The organism is Roseobacter sp. HKCCA0434 (assembly GCF_032464675.1).
Classification (GTDB): Bacteria; Pseudomonadota; Alphaproteobacteria; order Rhodobacterales; family Rhodobacteraceae; genus Pontivivens.
The window spans coordinates 20,557-39,147 of the sequence record NZ_JAWDKL010000028.1 but is presented as its reverse complement, the minus strand read 5'-3'; the positions used below and the strand labels follow the sequence as shown (position 1 = coordinate 39,147).

Sequence of the window (18,591 nt, the reverse complement as noted above, 5' to 3'; positions counted from 1 at the left end):
ATGCGGCGCTTGAGGGCATCGGCATCGATGGGATCGAGAATATCACCGTCACCACGGATGGCGACGTGCTCGCGGGCGATACGGCCATTCGCATCGATCAGTCGGGCGGCACGCTCACCACGGTCGACATGAGCGGCCTGGTGCAGTCGACGAGCGGCGCGGGTGTCGACATCGACAACACCGGCAACGCGGCGACCAGCGTGACGCTGCAGGACACCGGCACGATCGACGCGGCGCTGGAAGGCATCGGCATCAACGGGATCGAGAATATCACCGTCACCACCGATGGTAACGTGCTCGCGGGCGATACGGCCATTCGCATCGATCAGTCGGGCGGCACGCTCACCACGGTCGACATGAGCGGCCTGGTGCAGTCGACGAGCGGCGCGGGCGTCGACATCGACAACACGGGCAACGCGGCGACCAGCGTGACGCTGCAGGACAGCGGCACGATCGACGCGGCGCTGGAAGGCATCGGCATCGATGGCATCGAGAATATCACCGTCACCACGGATGGCGACGTGTTCGCGGGCGACACGGCCATTCGCATCGATCAGTCGGGCGGCACGCTCACCACGGTCGACATGAGCGGCCTGGTGCAGTCGACGAGCGGCGCGGGCGTCGACATCGACAACACGGGCAACGCGGCGACCAGCGTGACGCTGCAGGACAGCGGCACGATCGACGCGGCGCTGGAAGGCATCGGCATCGATGGCATCGAGAATATCACCGTCACCACGGATGGCGACGTGTTCGCGGGCGACACGGCCATTCGCATCGATCAGTCGGGCGGCACGCTCACCACGGTCGACATGAGCGGCCTGGTGCAGTCGACGAGCGGCGCGGGTGTCGACATCGACAACACCGGCAACGCGGCGACCAGCGTGACGCTGCAGGGCACCGGCACGATCGACGCGGCGCTGGAAGGCATCGGTATCGATGGCATCGAGAATATTACCATCACCACGGATGGCGACGTGTTCGCGGGCGACACGGCGATCCGCATCGATCAGTCGGGCGGTGACAATACGCAGGTCCTCGCGCGGGGTGAGCTCACGTCCACGAGCGGCTCGGGGATCGATATCGACAATACCGGTAACGCCACCACGCGGGTTTCGCTCATCGCTCCCGGCTTCATCGACGCGGCCGCCGAAGGGATCGGCATCGATGCGATCGAGGACACGGTCGTCTCGACCAGCGGCGACATCCTCGCCGGCGACACCGGAATCCGCATCGACCAGTCGGGCGGCAGCCTCACTTCGGTCAGCGTAAGCGGAGCGGTAGAGTCGACCGGCGCCTCCGGGATCGATATCGACAATACCGGCAACGCGGTGACGAGCGTGATCGTGCAATCCGGCGGAACCGTCGACGCGGCGGCCGAGGGGATCGGCATCGATGGGGTCAACAATGTAACCGTCTCGGCGAGCGGCGCCGTCACGGCCGACGACACCGCCATCCGCATCGGGCAGTCCGGGGGCACCAGCACGCAGGTCCTGGCCAACGCGGCGATCACGTCCACGGGCGGCGCGGGCATCGATATCGACAACACGGGCAATGCCTTCACCTCCGTCACCGTGACCTCGGCGGGATCCGTCGATGCGGCGGGCGAAGGTATCGGCATCGACTCGGTCAACGACACGGTCGTCACGACCGACGGCGCGGTCGACGCGGAAGATACCGCCATTCGCATCTCACAGACGGGCGGCGCAATCACGCAAGTGACGACCAATGCGGCGATCCTGTCCACCGCGGGTGCGGGGATCGAGATCGACTCCGACGTGGCGGAGGTCACGGTGGATGTGAACGACACGCTCGATGCTGAGTTCGACGGTATCAACGTGGAGTCCGACGCGGCGACTTCCATCGACGTGTCCGGCGCGCTGACCTCAATTTCCGGTGATGGGATCGAGGTTGCGGGCGGCAACGGTGCAGTGACGATCGACGTTTCGGCTCTACTCGACGCGGGTCAGGCGGGGATCATCTCCCAGAACGACACGGGTGATCAGACGATTACGCTGAGCGCGGGTCTGACCGCGGCTGACGGCGACGGTATCGAGGCAATCTCGACCTCCGGTGACGTTTCGGTCACCACCACGGCCGGGGGCGACATTGATGCGTCGGCAACGGGGATCGAGGCCATCAGCACCGATGGCGCGGTATCCCTGATGCTCGCCGGCGATATCGATGCGGGCAATTCCGGCATCGTGGCTGCTACCGAAGCCGGCGCGCTGACCATCGACATGGCCGGGACACTCGACGCCGACCAATCGGGTATCCTTGCGGACAGCACGACCGGCGACCAGTCGATCACCCTGCGGTCGGCGCTGGTTGCGAATGCCGGTGACGGGATCGCATCAACCACGACCGATGGCGACATTTCGATCACCACGACGGCTGCCGGGACGATCACGTCGTCGCTCGACGGGATTGAAGCGCAAACCGGTTCCGGCGACGTTATTATCCTCGCGGACGGGGACATCGACGCCGGCGAGGATGGCATCGATATCGCGCAGTCGGGTGACGGTGTGAGTACCGTCACGACCAACGGCGCGATCACCGCGGCCTCCGATGCGATCACGCTGTCCAGCACCGGAAACGGTCCGGTCACTGTTACCGCGAATGATGACATCGACGCCGGTCTCGACGGTATCGACGTCGACAATCTCGGGACGGGAGCGACGACGATCCTTGCCAACGGCGCCATCGACGCGGGCGACACGGCAATCGAAAGCGTCGCCGCGGGCAGCGTCCTTGACGTCACCACGAACGGTCTGATTACCGGGTCCACCGCAATGGACCTGCAGATGCAGGGCACGGGTGCGGTGAACGTCACCGTGAACGAGGCTGTTGACATGACCGATGGCGGTATTCTGGTCGAGCGCACGGATGCGGGTCTCGTCGATCTCGACCTCAACGCCGATCTGACCACGGTGTCCGGCGACGCGATCAACGTGACGTTGGCGGGAGCGTCGACCTTCGTCGCGGATATCGCGGGCGACGTCTCGGGCGCTGGCGGTCTGATCGTGAGTGGTCCTGCGGCGGCCACGTCGACGATCACGCTGGGCGGCACGCTCACCGGTACGGGCGGCACCGCGCTCGACGCGGGCGATACCGAACTCGACCTTAGCGCGGGTGGGAACATCACAGGCGATGTCCTGTCGGGCGACGGCGATACGCGCATGTCCTTTGCCTCCGGCGTGACGGTGGACGGAGATCTGCTGCTCGGCGACGGCGCGGATCTCATCGACCTCGACGACACGATCATCACCGGGCGACTGTCCACCGCGGGCGGCAACGACACCGTGCTGCTCGACTTCGGAACCGCGCGTATCGGTTCGGCGAACCCGACCGACCCCGATCTGGACATGGGAGCGGGCGACGACCTGCTTGCCTTCGCCGGGGCGGGTGGTCAGTTCGACGACGTGAACCGCGACGGCATCCTCGATGTGCGCGAGGGCGGCTCGAACGCGCCGCTGTTCAGCGGAACGGGCGGGGCAGGCAGCGATACCGTCACGATCTCGGACGCGAACACCACCGCCTGGGCCTTCGAGGAGCTGAGCGATTTCGAGACGCTGATCCTCAGCGGCACGACCTTCGACACGCTCGGTACCGGCGGTTCGACGACGCGCACGCTGGATTATGACAGCATCATCATCGGCGCGGGCTCGGTCATCCTCGGCGATGGCGCCTCGCCCATGACGACGACGACGGCGGGCGACCTGACCAACTCGGGCGTGGGTATCGACCTGCGCGATCAGACGATGGGTACGATCGACGCGATGGCAGGCGACGGGGACGACACGTTCATCATCTCCGGCGACTACATCGGCGATGGCGGGCGCATCTTCCTCGACGTGGCGCTCGATGCGTCGGGCGAGGCGGGCGATGCCGACCGGGTCGTGGTCCAAGGCGATGTGCGCGGCACGCCCACAGGCATCGTGGTCAACGACATCGGCAATGGCATCGGCGCGCTCACCGGCCCGACCGGGATCACCCTGGTCGAGACGAATGGCGCGGCGGCGCCGGGCGATTTCTTCCTCGACGGCGGTCCGATCGTCACGGCCGGGTTCCTCTATACGTTGGACTTCACGGGGACGGCCTTCGTTCTGCGCTCCGAGGTCACGGGTGCGGGACTTCAGTATCCTGTCCTGGGCGTCAACATCTTCGACTTCAACGTCGACGTCCTGGGCACGCTGGCAGGCCGCACCGCGACCCAGCAGGGCTACGGCTCGAACAGTCGGGTGGGCGAGATCGAGGCGATGAGTTTCGCCGAGATCGAGCGCGGCACCTATGGCGGCGCATGGCTGCGGGCCTTCGGCGCGAACAGCAGCCAGGACGGTGATGTCACGGGCCTGCCGGTCACGGCCGATTACGACTCGCGCTACACGGCACTTCAGGCAGGTTATGACTTCCAGTTGGCGCGCAGTTCCGATGCACTGACGATGGGGCGCGTCTCGATCCACGGTGGACGGCTCGACACCGACGCGTCGGGCCTGAACGGCGTGCTGCGCGCGGATGGAGAGGCATCGGCCATCGGTCTCGGGTTGGGTGTGACCCACACGACATCGGGCGGCTTCTATGTAGACAGTGGCATCGCCTATACCTCCTTCGACTACGATTTCGACACGATCGGCGGTGGAACCGGCGACACCGACGCATCGGGCACCGCGGCGAAGGTCGAGATTGGCCAGCGTGTCGAAATGGGCTCCTACACACTCATCCCGCAGGCCCAGCTCTCCGCGGGGCGGGTCGACATCGACGGTTTCACCGACTCGAACGGCATTGTCGTCGACTTCGGCAGCGAAACCTTCGTCGAGGGGCGGCTGGGTCTGCGCACCGAATACGCGCAGGGCAATGGCGGGCTGCTCTACGGCGGTGTCGACGTGATCGGGACCCTGTCGGGCGAGACCGATGTGACCGTCGCGGGCACCGCGCTCAGCTACGAGGAAGACGGCCCCTCGCTCAAGGTCACGGCGGGCTATCGCTCCGACGCGGCGGCGGGAGGCACCGGCTTCTTCGGTGAGGTCGGCTACGAGAACGGCAGCGACCGGCAGGAGCTGAGCATCAGCGGCGGCCTGTCGCTGAACTTCTAGGCCGGGGCGGGATGGATCACGCGCATCGCGCAACCGATCCCGCGCTCGACTTCTGCCTGTGGCCCTATGAGCGGCCACAGGCCCCCGCGCCCGGCGCGCTGCGTCAGTCCGCGATCCTGTGGCAAAGCTTCGAGCACGCGGGCGTGACGGCGCGCATGTCCTGCCTCGTCACCGCGATCCAGCGCGGCTTCGGCCGGTTCGCGACGGTCTGGGGCATCAAGTGGGACGGAGCGCGCCTCTCGTGGGAGTTCTACTTCTACGATTACGCACGCGAAGACCGAAGCGCGGGGATCGCGACCTTCCTTGCCTCCACACGTGACGAGCTGCCTTGCAATCTGGCGGCCCCCGACCACGTGCCGTACTTCATGTTCTCGGTCGAGACGGACGGGCAGGGCGGCCCGCTCGACCAAGTCGACCTCTATATCGGCAATCCCGGCTCCACCGTCTCTTCCGGCATTTGCTATGGCTGGGACGGCCAGGGGATGGAGCTGCGCAACTTCTACTTTTTCTTCGATGCCGTGCGCGAAGGCGGCGCGGTCCGCGCCAAGCTGACTGAAAGCGCACACCTGCCCTCGGAGCCGCAGGATCTCACTCCTTGGCTCTGGCCGCAGGTCCGGGCGGAGACCATCGTGGTCGCCAACAAGCGGCAGCGAGACGGGCTCTACTTCTCTCGCACGGATGTGGACGGCATGGCCCACTGCCTCGACCGGCTGAGCTTTCCCGACCCGATCCGCAGCTTCGTCGCGCGCAACCGTGACGCGTTCTCCCATCATCTCTACGATATCGGTTGGGACTGGGAGATGCGGGGAAACGAGCCCGTACCGGTGAAAGGCAGCCTTTATGGCATCCTCTGATGACCCGTTCGGGATGGACGCGGCGCTGGCGGCACTCGATGCGCCGGGCGCGCGCACAGGGCTGACCTCCGCCCCCCGCCGCGACGGTCCGCGCCTGTCGCTGCGCGATCACGACCGCTACGTCTCCCTGACGATGGAGTTCCGCTGCAACCTCGCCTGCGAGCATTGCATGATCGAAGGCACGATGGATCGTTTGCGGCCGACCAGCGACGACACCTTCGCCCGCGTTCTCGAGGAGCAGGAGCGGAATGCGCGGTGGGACGGGCTCGTCCTGACCGGCTCGGAGATCACGCTGCGCCGCGACCTGCCCGATCTCGCGCGCCGCGCGCGTGACGCCGGGTTCGCCCATGTCCGCATCCAGACCCACGGGATGCACCTGTCGCGCCCCGGCTATGCTGACCGGCTGATCGAGGCGGGTGTGGACGAGTTCTTCGTCTCCGTCGCCGGGTCCGATGCCGAAAGCCACGACCGCATCGTCCAGGTGCGGGGGGCTTGGGACAAGATGATGCGCGGGCTAGCGTATCTGGACGCCCACGACCATGTCCGCATCCTGACCAACACGGTGGTCACGACGTCGAGCTATCCGCTTCTGCCAGGCATGGTCGCGGCGCTTTCCCACCTGCGCCGTCTCGTGCAGCACGAGTTCTGGACTTATTTCCCGATGGCAGAGAGGGACGAGAAGGGCCTCGCCGCCCGCCACGCCAATATTCTGCCCTACCTGCGCGATGCCATTGACCGCTCGCGCGAGCTCGGCCGCTTCGTGGAGGTCAAGAATTTTCCCGAATGCCTGCTTGGCGCGCAGGCGGACGCACTGGTCAACGCGCAGCCGCTTCTCGTGATCGACGAGGCGTTCTGGCAGGAGTTCGATCGTAACGAGTTTCACCTCTGTCCGCACCGCGCGGCCTGTCGGTCGACCGAATGTCTCGGCCTCTCACGTGCCTATGTCGCCAAATATGGCAATGAACGGCATCTGCTGACGCCGCTGCCTTAGGAGGCGGTGCACCTCGTCGTAATCGCTCCGCGCTTAGCCTATCTGCCGACGATGTAATCCTGCTCGCCAAGCAGGAATGTCGGCTCGAAATGGCCGATCCGGTGAAGCCTCTCCAGGTCGTGAATCTCGATCCAGCCGGACTGGATCGAGCAGCAGCCGTCCTCACGCAGATCGCGCAGCACCCGGTTGATGTGCACCGCGGACATGCCGCAAGCCTCACCCATGTCGGACTGGGTCAGCGGCAGGCTGAACCGTCCATCATGCGCCAGCCCGGCGAGACGCAGACGCAGCTCCATCTCGGCGATGAAATTCGCCATCCGACCCATCGCTGGCAGCGCGCCGACGCGGAAGGACCAGTAGCGATGGATCGCGGAGTCGGTCACGGTCATGCTCCACAGCGCGATGCCGGTCTCGGGCTGGATATGAACGAGCTTGCGCAAGGCGGAATGGGGGAAGACCGCCAGACGGCAATCGTCGACCGTTGAGACATCGTGATCCAGTCGCCCGGTGGGAAAACTGTGCAGGTCGACGAAATCGCCCGGCACTTCCAGCGCCACCATCTCGCGCCTGTCTCGATACGGGCCGGGAACGTGCCGCGACATCAGACCCTCGACCAACAACAGGCTGCGATCGAGCGGTTCGTCGCGCCGGCTCACCAGCGTGCGGGCAGGAATTTCGACGACCTCGGAACAGGTGTCGAGAATGCTCGCCCAGTCGCGATCGCTCAGACGCGCGCTCATGCCCCGGCGGTCGAGATCGGGTCGGGTCATGGGATCGTCTCCGGATGCGTGGGGCTGGTCTAACCAACGATGGGCAGGACGGTCGGTTCCGCGTAGCGAGGATCGGGTCGCCTCGCTGGAACGCCATCATCAGCGCGGGCCGATACGGCGACCGTCTGATAGAGCACCTCGGCTTCGTCGAGCATGCGCGAGAGGCTGAACTGCTCGACCACGCGGGCCCGCGGCACCTGACGAGGAATGTCGAGCGCGGATCCGATCGCGGTTGCGAGCGCCGCGACATCGCCCGCGGGCGCGAGGGATCCTGCGGGGCCGACGACTTCCGCCACCGCGCCCATATCGAACGCGGCGACCGGGAGTCCGCAACTCATCGCTTCGATGGCGACCAGACCGAAGGGTTCGTCCCAGAGCGGCGTAAAGATCAGCACCGACGCCGAACCGAATTCCCTCGCCAGCCCGCGGCCCTGCAGGTGGCCACCATAACGGATGGCGCCGCGCAGGTGAGGGCGGACCTCCGCTTCGAAATAGTCGCGATGCTCGATCGTGCCGAACAGCGTCAGTGGAATGCCCGCGCGCTGCGCCGCGGCGATGGCCAGATGCGGCGCCTTGTTGGGCGTAATGCGCCCGGCCCAGATCGCGGAGCCGTCCCCTCGTGGACCATAGGCCCAAGCCGCCGGATCGATCCCGTTGTGCAGCACCGATGCATCGGCTGGCGCCCCGTCCGGCCACCACCGCGGGACCTGCTGTCGCGACGTCACGGTGAAGCGCGACCAGGGCGATACGCTGCGCTCCACCACGCCGCGCATCCAGGCGAAAGGCGGCACGTGCAGCGACGTGACCATCGGCAACCGCTTCGCATGGGCAAGCTGCGGGGGAAAACGGTGCAAGGTGTTGTTGTGGATCGCGTCGAAGCCGCCCGCGACCAGCGTGTCGGACAGCTCGGCGAAGGCCGTGTCGAGATGATCGTTCAGCGCCTGCGTCCCGTGCCAGTCATGCCAGGGGAAACGTCGATCGTAATGCTCGTCGAGCACCGAATGCACGTGGACCCCGTCGGGTGCGTATGGCGCGCTGTCGCCGCTGGCCATCAGCGTGACTTCATGGCCGCGGCACGCCAGCCCGTCGGCGAGATGCCAGGAATGCGCCTCCATCCCACCTGCGAAGGGCGGGGCGATGGGGTGTCGCACATGCGCCAATACCGCGATGCGCATCAGGATGCCGCCGCGCCCGAGAGCTGCGCGGTCCGGTCCGTCAGCGGGATCGTGGCCTGCCGTGCTTCCAGCGCGCGGATCACGCGGGCGCTCGCGGCATAGGGCATGTCGTCGGCCTGTGCACACAGGGCGAAATCCTCCGGGCCCGGATCGCGCAGGATACGCAGGCCCTGCGGCGTGTCCTCGATCAGACCCATCATGCGGAACGCCTTCAGCCAGTGCTCCATCGTCCGGTGGCCCCACTTGGCGGCGAAGATCTCGGTGTTGCGCAGGATCGAAGTGACGTGGTGGATCGGCGGCATGCAGTGCGCATGGTGCTGGTGATAGACCCGCGCGCCCCGGATCCACCAGATCGGGATGCCTTGCGCGTCGAGCGTACGGCCGAAATCGGTATCCTCGCCGCCATAGCCGCTATAGGCCTCGTCGAACCCGCCCGAGCGGTCCCAGTCCTGCCGGTGCAGCGCGAAGTTCAACGACCAGAAGCAGCGGTAGTCGCGGCACAGGCGGCGCGGCTCGGACGGTGGCCCTTGCCGGTCCGAATGCCGCTCGGCCACCGCGTCGAAGCCTGCGATGGTCCAGCCGGGTGCGGCAGCGCCCGCGGGCAAGTACATGACCTCCCCCATGCTCAGGCCCGATCCGGGCGTGGCGGCGGCGTAATAGTCCGAGACCAGTGCGGGATGCGGAATGCAATCCACGTCGAGGAACACCAGCACGTCACCGTCCGCCTCGGCCGCGACGGCATTGCGTGCGCGCGCCAGCGGCAGCTCCTCCCCCGGCACCACGATCTGGCGGATGGGGAAGGGCGCGTCCGGCAGGTCTTCGAAAGGCGCGTCCTGCATCGCGGCGATCACCAGCTCGTCGGGAAGCCGGATCTGGTGGGCCAGGCCCAGGATCACGTTGCGCAAATGATCCTGCCGCCCGCGTGCGAGCGTCAGGACCGAGACGGAGGCGGGCCGGGAAGCGTTCATCTCACTCTCCTGCGAGGGGTATCGGAATCGGGGCGTCGAGCCGGGCGGCGAGCGCTTCGAGCCAGCGCGCGGTACTGGCAGCGGCATCCTGCGAAACCGTTGCGCGCTGGCGGTCGGGGTCATGGTCGGCACGCACCTGAGCCAACGCGTCACGCCAGTCATCGGCCGAGGACGGCATATGCGGCAGGTGCAGCGCCAGACCGGCCCGCGACAGCGCGCGCGCCTTCTCGACCTGCTCGTCGAAATAACGCCACTCGGGCACCGCGATCCACGGCAGTCCGGCGGCGAGGATCTGCTGGCAGGTCGTGTTGCCGGTGGAGGCGATCACCAGGTCCGCCGCCGCCAGCCAGTCCGGCACGTTCTCGACCCAACCCATGTGGCGAAGGTTCGCGGGCTCGGTTGCGTGCCAGTCGCGCGCGATATGGCCGAGCGTCACCCAGTCGGCCTGCGGCAGCGCCCGCGCGCCCACGCCAAGAGGCGCTGCCGACCAGCCGCTGCCCCCTCCGCCGCTGAGCACCAGGATCAGTTCCCGCTCCGTCCCGATACCAAGCCGTCGCCGTGCCGCCGCGCGATCGGGCAGGGCGGTGTCGACGCCGAGACCGGGGGCAAAATGCATTTTCGCGCGCATCGCGTCTGTCCAGTCGGGCTGTGCCAGATCGGCATGGCAGGGCACCAGAAGCCCGGCCGCGCCGTCATAGGCCGCGCGGTGGCCTGCATCGCCACGGCGTCCGTGCTGAACCACCTTCACATGCGGAACCGAGCAGATCCGGGCGAGCTGCGAGACCTCGGCGGAGACATCGCAAATCATCAAAGCGGGATCGGCCTCGGCGAACCAGCCCGCCATCGTGGCCATAGCCTGCCGGATGCCGGGCCAACCGACCGGTGCGCAGTGCAGCGTCTCGGGTGTGTCGATCCAGTCGGCGGGGCGCTCCCGTCCCGTCGGCTCGAACAGGGAGGGAATCGCGACCACCTCCGCCGCCGATGGCAGATCATCGAACAATTCTGGCCGCGCGCAGAAGACACGCACCGGCCGCCGGGGCGACAGCGTTCGGATCAGCGCACTCGCCCGCTCGACATGGCCCCGCCCCTGATGATGGACGAACATGCCGAAGGGCCGCCCGGCGAACTCGCCCGGATCGTGTTTCATGGCGCGACCTCCGCTGCTGCAGAGGCGAGGCCTAAATGCGTGAGGCCCTCCAAGACGCCATCCGCATGGCAGGCCCGCACGCGGATGACCGATGCGCCTGCCGAAAGATCGTCGAGATCGCTCAGCGCATTGCCCACCACGATCCCGTGACCGAGCCCGGTCAGCATGTCCCGGTCATTGCCGCTGTCTCCCGCCGCGATGCAGGTCTCGGGCGACAGGCCATAGCTGCGCGCGACCGAGGCGATCGCCGCCGCCTTGCCGCCATGCGGTGCGAGCACATCGATGAACTTGCCATGCGATGGTACAACGCGCGCCTTCAGACCGGCCCGCCGGATCTGGAGCGTCAACGCCTCCGCCTCGTCGGGCGTACCGAAACAGGCCAGCTTCCACCGGCGCTGCTCCGCGCGCGGCTGCAGAGCGATGCCACTCCTCCGTATCAGATCAAGGAGCGCGTCCCGGTCCCAGTCGACATCCAGATCGGCGGCGAAGTACGGACACAGACTCAAGACGCCGTCGCGGTCGCGCCGATGGATTTCAGTGCCCACGGCGGTGATCCAGACATCGGGTTCGGGCAAATCCCAGTCCGCCATCACGTCGCGCGCGGCCTGCAGATCGCGTCCCGTCGCGACGACGAAGGGCACCGGCCGCGCCCGCGCCCAGTCCGCGAAACGTTGCGCGGCCCGGCTGCTGCCCGTCAGGGTGCCGTCTATGTCGCAGGCCAGCAGACTCGGAGCAGGGCGGGCCGCCGTCTCGACTCCCGGTCGGCGGGCCAGGCGCAGCACCTCGCGCGCCCAGCGATCCCAGGAATAGGCCCGCACCCCGCGAGGCCCGGCGCTTGACGCCCGGTCCCAGACGTCGCGGTCACCTATCAGCTCGACGATGGCGCTCGCCATCCGGGCTTCATCGGTCGGATCGACGCAAACGCCGTGGCCGATCTCGCGGACGATGTCAGCGGGTCCGCCTTGGCTCGTCGCCACCACCGGCACGCCCGATTGCGCGGCTTCCAGCACCGTCAGGCCGAACGGCTCATGCAGGGCGGGGTTGACGAACACACCTTGCCGCAGCCGGGCCAGACCGTAGAGCTGCGCTACCAATGTCCCGTCATGGCGCAGCGGCAGCGCCACGCGTCCTGGATGCGCCGCCGCGATCGCTTCGAGCCGGTCCCACTCCGCCCGCTGCTCGGGCGTCACGCCGGACCCCGTCCCACGCTGTCCGGCGAGGATCACGAGGTTGGTTTCCTCCCGCAGCCGCGCATCCGCCGCCCAGGCCCGCGCGAGCCCGGACAGGTTCTTGCGCCCGACGGGCCGCGCGATCGCCAGGACGGGGGGCAGGGCTGGGTCCGTCAGCAGAGATGCGAGAGCGGCTTCCGCCGCACTGGTGCCGGACGCGATCGCCCGCAGAGTGGCGCCCGGCGCGATCGCGTGAACCCGCCCGTCCTGTGGAATTCCGTAGGGTCCGACCTGCAGTTCGGCCTCGTCGCGAGACGAGACGATGACAACGTCCGCCTCGGCGAGCGCGGTCCGCTCCCGCGTAATCCGGTCCGCAAGACCCGGTCCCGCGTTCGCCGTCGCCTTGTCGCGGGCCAATGAATGCGGCGTGTAGAACAGCGGAACACCACGCGCGCGGGCAGCCTCCTTCGCGACGGCGAACGCATCGGCGAAATGGGTATGGATCAAGTCGGGCACCGGCCCGGCAGCGAGCAGGCGCCCGAATGCCTCCGCGAGCGCGGGAAGTTCAGCGGCAAGGGCCTCCTTCGACAGGTAGCCCGTCGCCAGCGTGCGCAGCCGCAGGATGTTGACGTTGCTTGTCAGCGGCTGGACGGTCAGCGCGTGATCGGCCCCAAGCGTCGGCTCGTCGAAGAACCGGGTCACGATATCCACGCGCGTGACCCCCGGTTGACGCGCCTGCGCCAAGGCCGCACCCATGACATAGGCGATATGCCCGCCCGTATCTTCTGTGAGACCGTAGCGGGGCTCCGGCCAAGTCAGGCATCCGCCGAGCGCGATGTGCAGGATATGCATGTGTCTGGACCTCCGAAGAATACGGAACATCTGGACCGATGCAGTCACCGTTCCCGTCCTGAAACGGGATCAAAACTGTCGCAGGGGCAGGCTCGTGGCGGCAAAGCCAACAAATCTTAGGCATCACGGATCAATTACCCATGTTCTTGATAAATGTTAAAAGGCGCAACGCTTGCCTTTGAGCCATCGCTACCTATTCGTCGGCGGGCTCCACAGGTCAGGCACCTCCCTCGTCGCGCGGACCATCGCCTCCCTGCCGGATGTCGCCGCGATCACGGACGCCCCGGTGCCGGAGAACGAGGGCGTCTACCTGCAGGGCGGCATACCGCACGATGCCCTGAACGGGCGACCCATGCACTTCGGCACCGATCCCGAGCAGCACCTGACGGAGAGGCACCCGCTCAACCGGCTGGAAACCCGGATCCGCATGGAGGCCGACTGGGCACCGTGGTTCGGCCCCGGCGTCTGGCGGGTGGAGAAGTCGCCGGTCAATCTCACCCGGATGCGGCTATTGCAGCAACTCTTTCCGCTCTCGCAATTCGTAGTGGTCTTGCGGCACCCGCAGGCAGTGGCCGGCGCGGTCGCGAAATGGGTCGACATGCCCTTCGCCGACCGCATCGACCATTGGCTTGACGCGCATGACAGCGTCGCCGCGGACCTCGCGCATCTGCACGCCGTCCTCGTGCTGCGCTACGAGGATCTCGTGGCGCGGCCGGAGGCTAGCCGGGCGATGATCGCAGCCTTCCTCGATCTTCCGGCTGCGGGTCGCACCGAGCCGCTGCGCGACGGCAACCTCGATTACCGAGACGTCCCGGGCATGACCTCAGCGCAGGTGAGGAGGGCAGGCCGGTGGGGCTATGCAGATCGTCTCTCCGTCGAGGCGAGACGCCAGCCGGAGTGCCGCCATCCGCTGACGCAAGTCCGGCGTGCCGTCGCCGATGCCTGGCTCTGACCGGCGCGGAACTGGAGGCCGTCGATCTTGAGTGCGGGCAGTGGAGCCTGACGAGATCGAAAACCGGCGAGCTGGTGCCCTATATTGGTCATATGAGGGCGCCCTCGGTCTCAGACGACGATCATGACGAGCATCACGATCGCCATGCCCATCATCATCAGGTTTTCGGACAGGCTCACGAAGCCGAGAGGGACGTTCGAGTTGCCGCCGACGCAGGCGCATTTAAGCTCTCGCTTGTCGACATAGACCGCCTTGAACACGCTGATCGCCCCGACAGTCGCGATGAAGAGCGCCGCGGGAGCTGCGAGCCAAGTCAGCAACATGCCCGTCATCAGCACGCCCGCTCCCGTCTCGACCCAAGGATAGATATAGGCATACGGCACCCATTTCCGCGCGAGCAGATCGTAGTTGAGAAACATCGTGGAGAAGCTCTCGATATCGCGGAGCTTCTGCATCCCCAGCAAGATCATCGAGATCGAGATGAACCAGCCGAGCGTCTGCCACGTGATCGCGCCGAGGAAACCGATGGACAGGGCCAGAGCCGTCGCCGCCGCCACCGCGAACAGGTAGATCACCGGTCTGTAGGTCGTGGCCGAGGGATCGTAGTCGGTCAGCTTCTGCCGCAGCGCATCGTATCCGCCGACCCGCTCGCCCTCGATCCAGATCTGCGGTGTCGTGGGGACGTCGTAGGCGTCCTTGAACGCATCGACTTCCGAGCGGTCGCGAAACAGCCGGTCATCGACCTCGTAGCCGTTCCGATCGAGGAGCCAGCGTGCCTTCTGTCCCGCCGGACAAAGGTGGTTCGGCAGGGCCATGCGGTAGAGGACGGCGGTCTTTCCCGTCGCCTCGGTCGCAGGGTCGCTCGTCACGTCGGCATAGTCCCGTGTGTCCTTGGGCATGATGAATGGTCTCCGTATCAGGGTTCGGTCCGGGATGTACCGGGACGCGCATCGCCGCTCGCCTCGATATCCGCAATGTAGCGTTGCATTTCCGCGATCTCCCCGCGCTGCGCCTCGATGATCGCATCGGCCAGTTCGCGAACACGCGGATCGGACAGGTTTGCGCGCTCGCTGGTGAGGATCGCGATGGAGTGATGCGGGATCATCGCCTTCATCCAGGCAACGTCGCCCACCGTGTCCTGCGATCGCACGAGATAGAGCCCGGCGAGAAAGGCGAGCGCCGCGCCCGCGAAGATCGCGATATTGATCGTCCGGTTGGAATACATGCCCAACATGAAGGCCAGCATGATGATCGCCATCATCCCGCCCATGTAGAGGGCCATCCACATCCGGGTCTGCGAGAAGAAGACGTGATCGACCGCATATGTGTTGAGATACATCAGCCCGTACATCACCACCGTGGAGGTCGCGATCATGGCAAAGAACCGGCCATATCCGCTCTTTCTGCCAGAGTCGTCCGCGTGATGCAGTCCCGATCCATTCATTGTAGTCTCCCCGCGCGTGGGTATGTGCATTGCCAGCAGTCTCGAATATACCCATATGGGGTATATGGCCTGCATGTCATCCCTTGATCCGCGAAATAGGAGCCGCGACCGATGAAGACCAACAAGGACAGAACCCTGGATCGTCTGTCACGGCTCGAAGGTCAGGTGCGGGGGGTGGCAAAAATGGTGGAGTCCGATCGTTACTGCATGGATGTTCTGGCTCAGACCGCGGCGATCAGGTCGGCGATTCTGGGTGTGGAGAAACTGATCCTCGAAAACCATGCGGAGCATTGCGTTGAAACCGCGATCCAGAGCGGCGACGCGGCCGAGCAGCGCGCCAAGTTCGACGAGCTCATCGGATTGCTGCAAAAGGCCTCGCGCTGAGCGCCCGCTTGCTTCTCCGAATGTCCAATAGAAAAGAAATCGAAGCGCAATGATCGAACGGGTCGATCCAGAACATGAAAAATGCTTTGACTGTCAGGCCGAAACTCCAAACCGAGCCAACATGCTCGAGCACTGAAGCGCGCATGTGGCAATGGATCATCCATCGCCCGGGATTGTCCGCAACGAAGGCGATTTCGACGGCTCCGACGAGAACGATATTCCGAATGTCGCCTTCCCGGTTCGCGAAGCCACTGCGGGACAGGATTGCGAAGTGACGCCCATGCAGGTGTATTGCATGGGGCAACATCGTTCGATTCGTCATCGTCAGGTGAATTGTCCGGCCCCGTTCAAGGCCCAGACAGGCTTGGCTGGATACCCCGCGGGCGCGAGTGGCGCTGCGGCAGGTAGCGCGCGAAGAACCGGCGGATGTGCTTCCGTCTGGAGGATGCGGGGAAACAGGGCGGTTCTCCCGAGTACGGCCGCTCCGGCAACCGCTGTCCTCTTGGAGACTGAGCTCACGGTCTTTTCTTCCATCAAAGGTTCACAGACGGCGTAGTGACGGTGGTAAGCGTGGCAGTCGCGATCAGGATCAGCGCGACGGCGACGGTTTCCAACCTGATCGACCGCTTCAGCGCTATGGATGCAGCCGGTTCATTCCGCGCCAGCGCAGGCACGAGTCGCAACTTGTTGAGGGCGGCCAATCCCAGCAGACATGCCACCACGGCCACCTTCGCGAGAAGGATCCGGCCATAGGCCGTGTACAGCAAGGCGGAAACCGAGCCGGACATCAACCAAGCGAAGACGGTCCCGACACCGATCAGCAACGCGACTGTGCCGCTCGCGATCACACCGAAACGATGCAGCAGCCGCGCTCCGCCTGGCGCGTCCGTCGCGTGGTAGAGCGGTGCCAGCGCCCCGACCCAGAACGCGGCCGAAAGCAGATGGAGAACCAGCATCGCAGACAGGAGCCAGCGAGGATCGCCGAGGGAATGGCCGACCAGGGTGTAGGACACGGCGACGAACAGAGCACCCACGAGGCCGAGGGCAAGGCCGACGGTCCCTTCGACAAGCAGCGCCAGCACCAGCAGCTCGCCCGCACTGCGCCAGAGTGCCGCCGTACCGAGCGGGCTCTCCCAAACGAAGCCCAGCATCATTGGATCGACAGCACCCTGAAGTCCCATTCCGGAGATACGCGCCGCGCGGATGCCGAAGCGCATCGCCAGGACGGCAAGGCCGGTCATCGCCGCAATGACCGCGATCTTTCGAACCCGGCGGCGCAGATCGTCATTTGTCTGCGGCAGCGCAGTCAGGAAAAGCGGACCGCCCATGGCCAGAAGCGCAGCCGCGTAGCCAGCGGCCTTTGCCAGGATCGCCAGGACGGCCCAGGCATCTATGTGTGAGAGACCCTCCAAAGCTCAGTCGGTGACCGAGAAAACGAACGTGCCGCTCATCGGGTGTCCATCGGCCGACAAACCACGCCACTCGACGGTGTATGCTCCGGCGGGAAGATCGGTTGGAGGCAGCGCGCGAAACTCCATCACCGCATCCATGCCGGTTTCGCGCTCGAGCTCGATGTCACCATCGGGACCCGTCAAGGTGATGGATGCAACCCGCATCGGTTCGTCGAAGCGTATCTCGATCGCTTCGACGGCCTCCACCGTCGCTTCGTTCGCCGGAGTGGTGTTCTCGACGCCGGAATGGGCGGTCGCGCCCGTCGTGATCGCTGCCATCGTCAGTGCCAGAAGGAATATCTGTCTCATCGTCCGTTCTCCATGTCATCGTGGACGGCCCGGATCTCCTCCGGCCAGGTCGACTTGATGTAGCTGAGCGCGGCTACGATTTCGTCATCGCTCAGGATCCCGTCATAGATCGGCATGTCGGTCTGGTGATCGGGATCACCGATCAGCGCGCCGATACCGTATTTTGTCAGGCGGAAAAGGGTATCGCCATCGTGATGCCATGTGTGGCCACTGGCGTCGTGCGGCGGGGCAGGGAGCAATCCGTCGGCACCTCGTGACTGCCAGTCCGGCTGACCTTCGAGATCGGCCCCGTGGCAGGACGCGCAGGTTTCCGCGTAGACGACCTCGCCAAGGGCGATCGTCTCCGGTGAAGCGTCCAGAAGAACGATCCGCTCGTCCCCTGCCTGCAAGCCTCCCACGGCAAGCGAGATGGCCGCGGCCAGAGCCACCCCGCCGACAGTGACCGCGATCCGGCCTCTCACAGTCCTGCCCGATAGAAGATTTCGCCGTGCTCGCTCGCCTCGCCGCCGAATGCGATGACGTCGTAGCGCGCGGTCGGGTCGTCGCCCATGCCCGGCGATCCGGCGGGCATTCCGGGCACGGCGATTCCGGCGATGTCGGGCCGCTCCTCCAGCAGCTTTTCGAGCGCGGCGAACGGCACGTGCCCTTCGACGATGTAACCGTCGATGATCGCGGTATGGCAGGACCACATCGTGCCGGGAATGCCGACATCACCCTTCACGAGAGTGATGTCATGCGTATCCGTGGTTTCGACTTCGTAGCCTTCCTCACGGGCAAGGGCGACCCAAGCTGCGCAACATCCGCAGGTCGGGCTCTTGGTAACGTGCATGGTGCCGTGCTCGGTCATGCCGGAATGCATCTGGGCATGAGCCATGCCGGTCATTCCGAAGGTCGCGAGGCCGAGGGCCAGCGCAGCGGCGGGGAGGAGCGCCAGAAAGGTCTTGAACGATTTTATGATGGGTTCTCTCGACGGATGGCGACACGGGTCGAGCCCGTGCCGATGCGGTTGCAGAAGATGAAGGGCGTGCCGTT

16 protein-coding genes and 1 pseudogene are annotated in these 18,591 nt (G+C 66.0%); 5 read left to right on the top strand and 12 right to left on the bottom strand.

Annotated features, from left to right (window positions below):
* The 3 genes from RX333_RS14910 to RX333_RS14900 form a co-directional block, all read left to right on the top strand.
* Window positions 1–5,093 (top strand): autotransporter outer membrane beta-barrel domain-containing protein (locus RX333_RS14910; protein WP_316015747.1); only part of this gene is annotated, 5,093 nt, incomplete at its 5' end.
* A gap of 11 nt (window positions 5,094–5,104) precedes the next feature.
* Complete coding sequence (locus tag RX333_RS14905) at window positions 5,105–5,947, top strand: hypothetical protein (protein WP_316015746.1); 843 nt, start codon at window positions 5,105–5,107, stop codon at window positions 5,945–5,947.
* The gene (locus RX333_RS14900; protein ID WP_316015745.1) at window positions 5,934–6,938 is read left to right on the top strand and encodes a radical SAM protein; all 1,005 of its coding nucleotides are present in this window, start codon (window positions 5,934–5,936) and stop codon (window positions 6,936–6,938) included. The genes RX333_RS14905 and RX333_RS14900 overlap by 14 nt, the downstream gene beginning before the upstream one ends.
* 38 nt (window positions 6,939–6,976) lie before the next feature.
* Here RX333_RS14900 and RX333_RS14895 read toward each other — a convergent pair whose 3' ends face one another.
* From RX333_RS14895 to RX333_RS14875, 5 genes are read right to left on the bottom strand one after another with little or no spacing between them, the layout of a single operon-like run.
* The gene (locus RX333_RS14895; RefSeq protein WP_316015744.1) at window positions 6,977–7,708 is read right to left on the bottom strand and encodes a Crp/Fnr family transcriptional regulator; all 732 of its coding nucleotides are present in this window, start codon (window positions 7,706–7,708) and stop codon (window positions 6,977–6,979) included.
* 29 nt (window positions 7,709–7,737) lie between these two features.
* A complete protein-coding gene (locus RX333_RS14890) occupies window positions 7,738–8,883 on the bottom strand; it encodes a glycosyltransferase (protein ID WP_316015743.1) in 1,146 nt (381 codons plus the stop codon).
* Window positions 8,883–9,851, bottom strand: a complete 969-nt coding sequence (locus tag RX333_RS14885; RefSeq protein ID WP_316015742.1) for a glycosyltransferase family 2 protein — start codon at window positions 9,849–9,851, stop codon at window positions 8,883–8,885. Before RX333_RS14885 ends, RX333_RS14890 begins: the two co-directional genes overlap by 1 nt.
* A gap of 1 nt (window position 9,852) precedes the next feature.
* Complete coding sequence (locus tag RX333_RS14880; protein ID WP_316015741.1) at window positions 9,853–10,998, bottom strand: glycosyltransferase; 1,146 nt, start codon at window positions 10,996–10,998, stop codon at window positions 9,853–9,855.
* Window positions 10,995–13,019, bottom strand: coding sequence for an HAD family hydrolase (locus RX333_RS14875; RefSeq protein ID WP_316015740.1), 2,025 nt, complete (start codon window positions 13,017–13,019; stop codon window positions 10,995–10,997). The genes RX333_RS14880 and RX333_RS14875 overlap by 4 nt, the downstream gene beginning before the upstream one ends.
* A 172-nt stretch (window positions 13,020–13,191) precedes the next feature.
* Between RX333_RS14875 and RX333_RS14870 the strand changes: the two genes are divergently transcribed.
* Entirely contained in the window at window positions 13,192–13,971 is a 780-nt protein-coding gene (locus tag RX333_RS14870) for a sulfotransferase (protein ID WP_316015739.1), read from the top strand.
* A 110-nt stretch (window positions 13,972–14,081) separates the two neighbouring features.
* Here RX333_RS14870 and RX333_RS14865 read toward each other — a convergent pair whose 3' ends face one another.
* Window positions 14,082–14,870, bottom strand: coding sequence for a MauE/DoxX family redox-associated membrane protein (locus RX333_RS14865; protein ID WP_316015738.1), 789 nt, complete (start codon window positions 14,868–14,870; stop codon window positions 14,082–14,084).
* A 17-nt stretch (window positions 14,871–14,887) separates the two neighbouring features.
* On the bottom strand, window positions 14,888–15,346 hold the full coding sequence (locus RX333_RS14860) for a DUF305 domain-containing protein (RefSeq protein WP_316015737.1): 459 nt from the start codon (window positions 15,344–15,346) through the stop codon (window positions 14,888–14,890).
* A 180-nt stretch (window positions 15,347–15,526) separates the two neighbouring features.
* Here RX333_RS14860 and RX333_RS14855 point away from each other — a divergent pair, with 180 nt between their 5' ends.
* A complete protein-coding gene (locus RX333_RS14855; protein WP_316015736.1) occupies window positions 15,527–15,799 on the top strand; it encodes a metal-sensitive transcriptional regulator in 273 nt (90 codons plus the stop codon).
* On the opposite strand, the pseudogene RX333_RS14850 reads toward RX333_RS14855, so the two are convergent.
* The 5 genes and pseudogenes from RX333_RS14850 to RX333_RS14830 all read right to left on the bottom strand — a co-directional run.
* Window positions 15,768–16,160: pseudogene (locus tag RX333_RS14850) on the bottom strand (multicopper oxidase domain-containing protein); the annotation flags it as partial. The gene RX333_RS14855 and the pseudogene RX333_RS14850 overlap by 32 nt on opposite strands.
* A 172-nt stretch (window positions 16,161–16,332) precedes the next feature.
* Window positions 16,333–17,127 carry a CopD family protein gene (locus RX333_RS14845; protein ID WP_316015735.1) on the bottom strand — a complete coding sequence of 265 codons (795 nt, stop codon included), beginning with the start codon at window positions 17,125–17,127 and terminating at the stop codon, window positions 16,333–16,335.
* Between the two features lie 87 nt (window positions 17,128–17,214).
* Window positions 17,215–17,559 (bottom strand): copper resistance protein CopC, encoded by a 345-nt coding sequence (locus RX333_RS14840; protein WP_316015734.1) that lies wholly within the window; start codon window positions 17,557–17,559, stop codon window positions 17,215–17,217.
* Entirely contained in the window at window positions 17,556–17,987 is a 432-nt protein-coding gene (locus tag RX333_RS14835) for a c-type cytochrome (RefSeq protein ID WP_410056089.1), read from the bottom strand. Before RX333_RS14835 ends, RX333_RS14840 begins: the two co-directional genes overlap by 4 nt.
* A 29-nt stretch (window positions 17,988–18,016) precedes the next feature.
* On the bottom strand, window positions 18,017–18,406 hold the full coding sequence (locus RX333_RS14830) for a DUF411 domain-containing protein (RefSeq protein ID WP_316015733.1): 390 nt from the start codon (window positions 18,404–18,406) through the stop codon (window positions 18,017–18,019).
* Between the last annotated feature and the right edge of the window lie 185 nt (window positions 18,407–18,591).

Excerpts from the sequence above, each read along its gene's own strand:
- RX333_RS14905 (WP_316015746.1), top strand. The coding sequence starts at position 5,105 with ATGGATCACGCGCATCGCGCAACCGATCCCGCGCTCGACTTCTGCCTG.
- RX333_RS14900 (WP_316015745.1), top strand. The coding sequence starts at position 5,934 with ATGGCATCCTCTGATGACCCGTTCGGGATGGACGCGGCGCTGGCGGCA.
- RX333_RS14895 (WP_316015744.1), bottom strand. The coding sequence starts at position 7,708 with ATGACCCGACCCGATCTCGACCGCCGGGGCATGAGCGCGCGTCTGAGC.
- RX333_RS14890 (WP_316015743.1), bottom strand. The coding sequence starts at position 8,883 with ATGCGCATCGCGGTATTGGCGCATGTGCGACACCCCATCGCCCCGCCC.
- RX333_RS14885 (WP_316015742.1), bottom strand. The coding sequence starts at position 9,851 with ATGAACGCTTCCCGGCCCGCCTCCGTCTCGGTCCTGACGCTCGCACGC.
- RX333_RS14880 (WP_316015741.1), bottom strand. The coding sequence starts at position 10,998 with ATGAAACACGATCCGGGCGAGTTCGCCGGGCGGCCCTTCGGCATGTTC.
- RX333_RS14875 (WP_316015740.1), bottom strand. The coding sequence starts at position 13,019 with ATGCATATCCTGCACATCGCGCTCGGCGGATGCCTGACTTGGCCGGAG.
- RX333_RS14865 (WP_316015738.1), bottom strand. The coding sequence starts at position 14,870 with ATGCCCAAGGACACACGGGACTATGCCGACGTGACGAGCGACCCTGCG.
- RX333_RS14860 (WP_316015737.1), bottom strand. The coding sequence starts at position 15,346 with ATGATCGCGACCTCCACGGTGGTGATGTACGGGCTGATGTATCTCAAC.
- RX333_RS14855 (WP_316015736.1), top strand. The coding sequence starts at position 15,527 with ATGAAGACCAACAAGGACAGAACCCTGGATCGTCTGTCACGGCTCGAA.
- RX333_RS14845 (WP_316015735.1), bottom strand. The coding sequence starts at position 17,127 with ATGGGCGGTCCGCTTTTCCTGACTGCGCTGCCGCAGACAAATGACGAT.
- RX333_RS14840 (WP_316015734.1), bottom strand. The coding sequence starts at position 17,559 with ATGAGACAGATATTCCTTCTGGCACTGACGATGGCAGCGATCACGACG.
- RX333_RS14830 (WP_316015733.1), bottom strand. The coding sequence starts at position 18,406 with ATGACCGAGCACGGCACCATGCACGTTACCAAGAGCCCGACCTGCGGA.